Raw genomic sequence first — 4,664 nt, forward strand, 5'->3', positions numbered from 1 at the left:
TTGAAGATTTTGCGGATTAACATTTACCATATTATTCATTGCTATTGATTGCCATATCAGACTATTTAGGGTTTTATATGGAGGCAAACATAATAATTACAAGCCCAGAATCACAAGCCATAAATCAAAAAGGTCTTTTATGAAATTTCATAGTCTATACGCTGCACTTATACTGCTTAGTCCATTAGCAAGCTCAACAACCTTGGAGCTGAAGTTAGATAAAACGATGCCTGCCATTGAAAAGTTTTACTTAGATTTACACCAGTCCCCAGAACTTTCATACCATGAGCAAGAAACGGGAGAAAAGCTTGCCACCAAATTACGTGCGCTTGGCTATGAGGTGACCGACAATGTGGGTGGCTTTGGTGTAGTAGGCTTATATAAAAATGGTGATGGCCCGACAATAATGATCCGTACTGATACAGACGGCTTACCAATCATAGAACAAACAGGTAAATCATATGCTTCAACAGTCACTGTTATAAATGATGAAGGAGCAAACGTTGGTGTGATGCACGGATGTGGTCATGATATTCATATGAGTTCATTTATTGGTACTGCGCAACAATTAATGCTACATAAAGATTCATGGCAAGGAACCTTAATGATGGTGGCACAACCTGCAGAAGAGGTGGGAGGCGGTGCAAAAGCGATGCTCAAAGAAGGTTTATTTAATAAATATCCGACTCCTGATCACGTTATCGCTTTGCATGTTAGTGCGAGTGTTCCTGCAGGACAAGTCAGTATGAAAAATGAGTACACCATGGCCAGTGTGGATTCAGTAGATATTACGGTTAAAGGTAAAGGTGGTCATGGTGCTTACCCACATATGACTATTGATCCTGTTGTTATCGCATCACGGATCGTGTTGGCACTGCAAACAATTACCAGTCGCGAATTATCACCTCTTGAACCCTCAGTAATTACAGTGGGTTCAATTCACGGTGGAGCTAAACATAATGTAATTTCGAATGAAGTAAAGCTACAGCTGACACTTAGAAGTTATAATCCTAAAATTCGCGAGCAACAAATTGCAGCAATAAAACGTATAACTAAAGGCATTGCATTAAGTGCAGGATTGGATGAAAGCTTAATACCTGTGGTTTATGTACATGAAGATGAGTCAATCCCATCTACATATAACGACCCTGCACAAACTAATATTGTACGTAGTGCGATTAGCTCGGCGATTGGACAAAGTAATGTGCTTGAAACCGAAGCGGTTATGGCAGGGGAAGATTTTGGTTTATATGGCCGCACAGATAAAAACATCCCTATCACCTTATTTTGGTTAGGTGGTGTAGAGCAAGCTCAATATCAAGCGGCACAAACATCAGGGGCAACTTTACCTTCACTACATTCAAGTAAATTTGCACCTGACTATAAAGTTGCAATCCCCACAGGTATCACTGCAATGAGTAACGCTGCGGTGGCTTTGTTTAATCAATAATCTTAGCAATGGATGACTAAGTCGATTTTGTTTTTGGTTTAGTTTTTCTTGTAAAACGCCGCTTTTGCGGCGTTTTTGGTAATTGTGCAAATACGTTGCTATCACAATTTTTGGCAAGTTCCACAAAAGCCGCTAAATCCACTAATAAAGGATTTAAAAATTGTTGATAACTCATTTGTTGTTCTGCTATGTCGCCCAACGATGCTTCCCATTTTGCGGTTAGGTCTGGGCTGGCTAAACCATGCGGTAACGCACTGATCAATGCTTTACCTGTATCGGTTGCTAAAATGAGTTTACCTTGACGTCTTAAAAATTGTCTTCTAAATAATAACTCTAAAATACCCGCTCTGGTTGCTTCGGTTCCTAAGCCATCTGTTTCTTTGAGTATTTTTTTGATTTCTGGATCTTTAACGTACCGACTAATACCTGTCATTGCACTAAGCAGCGTTGCATCATTGAAATGAGCTGGCGGGCTGGTCATTTTATCAATTACTTCACCGCGTTCACACTGCAACTGTTGCCCTTTAATTAATGGCGGCAATATCTGCTCATCTTTTAATGCGGTTTTTCCCATTAACGCTTTAAAGCCTAAACTTACATCTTGTTTTGCGTTGGCTTTAAAGATACCACCATTAATTGTTATTTCAGCCTTTGTTTCATTGTAAATGTAGTCTGGATAAAACTGGATCAGATAATGACGGCTAATAAGACCATACACTTTACCTTCTTCAACGCTCAAACTTGCTGACTTTTGCTGCTTAGCGGTAGGAATAATGGCGTGATGCGCAGCCACCTTAGCATCGTTAAAACACTTACTGCGTTTACTCACATCTGCGCCTTGGCAATGAGTGTCATTTTGCCCGCCATTGATGGCAATTGCCTTTATTATACTGGCTGCTTCTTGGTGATGATCTTTGGGCAAGTAACGATTGTCTGAACGTGGATAGGTAATTAGCTTGTGACGCTCATATAAATTTTGACAAATATCCAATACCTTTTGTGCAGGCATTGAAAAAGCTTTCGCAGCATCAATTTGTAACGCTGACAAATTATACGGCAAAGGTGCTTGTTGCTTTTTCTGCTTTTGTTCAAGCGCAGTAACTTCACCTGATTGATTAGAAATTCGCGACGCAACATTCTCAGCAAGGCCTCGATGGAGCACTCGCCCCTCTTCATCTTGATAAGGTTCACACGCTTTGCTTGGTTGCCACTTTGCTGTAAACGGCTCTTTATTTTCGGTACTTAAATGGGCTAATACTTCATAAAAAGGTTTTGGCACAAAATTAGCAATCTCGTTATCACGCTGAACAACCAATCCTAATATTGGTGTTTGTACACGCCCAACTGATAATACATTACCAAACCCTGCTTTTTGACCTGCAAGCGTATAGGCGCGCGTTAAATTCATACCAAACAGCCAATCAGCTCGCGAACGCGCCAAAGCAGATACACTAAGTGGAATAAATTCACGGTTAGAGCGAACGTTTTGCAGCGACTTTTTAACCGCGCTAACATTCAAATCACTGATCAATAAACGTTGAATTTGCTGTTTTTTGGCTTGGCTAAGTTTAACTTGCTCAATCACCTCATCAACAAGTAATTGCCCTTCTCGGTCTGGATCACCAGCATGAACAAGTTGATCAGCTTGTTTGATTAACTTTTTAAGTACCGTAAGTTGCTTACGAGTTTTAGATTTTGCTTTTAACTGCCATTGCTGTGGGATAATCGGTAAGTCATCAAAGCGCCATTTTTTATATTGCTCATTATAATCATCAGGCTCTGCCTGCTCGAGCAAGTGACCTATACACCAAGAAACACAATCGCCATTAGCCACTTCAATATAGCCATCATGTTTTTTATGAGGCTTTGGTAGCGCATCAGCAATGGCACGACCTAAAGATGGCTTCTCGGCTATATAAAGTTTCATAGGGCACTATCAACAACTGGTTATTTACACAGTAGTTTAGCACACGTAATTTAATCTACAAATAGTTAATGATTAGCTCTTTAAACTGCGATTTTTTCGCATAAATAAATACAACAGAGGAAGGTAGCACACAACGACAGTGCCAATATTGATTAAAGGTAATAACGTTTTATATAGCATAGTGCTATACGATAAATCCCAAAGGTGGCGATCCACTAATCTAAATAATTGTAAGATAGGCGCACTAATTACAACCAACTGACCGATCACACTTTGCCAAAGATACACTTTATCTTTAATAGCCCAGTAAGCAATCAAAGCCATCCAAGCAATATCATTAAAAGCCCAAACTACATAACGCCAAATATAAGGGTCATCTAACTCTCTAAGGCTTGAATAAATCACAGCGCCATACAAGAAGAAAACAGCTGTAATCAAGACAAAGCGTAATGCCAACCAATCCTTACGTATGTAAAATACAAAAATAGCTGGGAGTAAAAATAACACCCAGCTATATTCAAGTATAAAAATTAAATTGTTCACCCAATTAGGCATTGACGTTACTTAACATTCTTCTCTTCATCATCGCCACCAGAACCATTGCCCGGCATATAGCTATATTTATCAACGTTTTTCATCAGACACTCCGTTACACTTGTTAAAAAACTACTTTAAGCTAAATTAGGTACTTTGCCAAGCATCTTAACGAACATCTATCGGATCTGATTCCTTAGCCTTGCCTTGCATTATTGAAATTTCCACGCGGCGATTACGTCGTCTATCCGCATCAGAATCATTTGGAACAAGTGGTCGAGTTTCGGCATGACCGACAACAACCATTCTGGTTTTATCAAAGCCTTGTGCTTTTTGCATTTCAGTTGCAACCGCAACTGCACGCTTCGATGATAAATCCCAGTTATTGGTATACAGCTCATTCGAAACTTGAAAATCATCAGTATGACCAGACACCGTAATTTCACCTGGCACATCTTTTAGTAACGCAGCTATATCACGAATAATTGGTTTAAACTTAGGTTGTAAAAATGCACTCCCAGATGGAAATGAACCATTTTCACGAATACGAATAATAATTTGCTGACCTAATGATTCCAACTCAACAGCACCATCCATGATTTGTTGTTCCAATTGCTGGGCTATCTTTTTAACTAACTCATTAACCTGCTCTTGATCAGCTGCAGAAATAGATTGTTCTGATGCTTGTTGTTGCGCTGTACTTTGTGACTCACCGCCACGCTTATTACCGCGTTGCTCTTGACGACCGCCAGC

4 protein-coding genes are annotated in these 4,664 nt (G+C 39.8%); 1 reads left to right on the forward strand and 3 read right to left on the reverse strand.

Translation table 11 applies throughout. The features are described from left to right. The first annotated feature begins 139 nt into the window (after positions 1–139). A complete protein-coding gene (locus tag H5232_RS22225; RefSeq protein WP_182794706.1) occupies positions 140–1,450 on the forward strand; it encodes a M20 family metallopeptidase in 1,311 nt (436 codons plus the stop codon). A 16-nt stretch (positions 1,451–1,466) separates the two neighbouring features. On the opposite strand, the gene H5232_RS22230 is transcribed toward H5232_RS22225, so the two are convergent. The 3 genes from H5232_RS22230 to H5232_RS22240 all read right to left on the reverse strand — a co-directional run. Then, complete coding sequence (locus H5232_RS22230; RefSeq protein ID WP_182761548.1) at positions 1,467–3,377, reverse strand: DNA topoisomerase III; 1,911 nt, start codon at positions 3,375–3,377, stop codon at positions 1,467–1,469. 72 nt (positions 3,378–3,449) lie between these two features. After that, on the reverse strand, positions 3,450–3,932 hold the full coding sequence (locus H5232_RS22235; RefSeq protein WP_149981193.1) for a hypothetical protein: 483 nt from the start codon (positions 3,930–3,932) through the stop codon (positions 3,450–3,452). A 147-nt stretch (positions 3,933–4,079) separates the two neighbouring features. Further along, the coding region (locus H5232_RS22240; protein ID WP_182831534.1) for a MotB family protein at positions 4,080–4,664 on the reverse strand (585 nt) is incomplete at its 5' end.

The organism is Pseudoalteromonas sp. SG41-5 (genome assembly GCF_014164495.1).
Lineage (GTDB): Bacteria > Pseudomonadota > Gammaproteobacteria > Enterobacterales > Alteromonadaceae > Pseudoalteromonas > Pseudoalteromonas rhizosphaerae.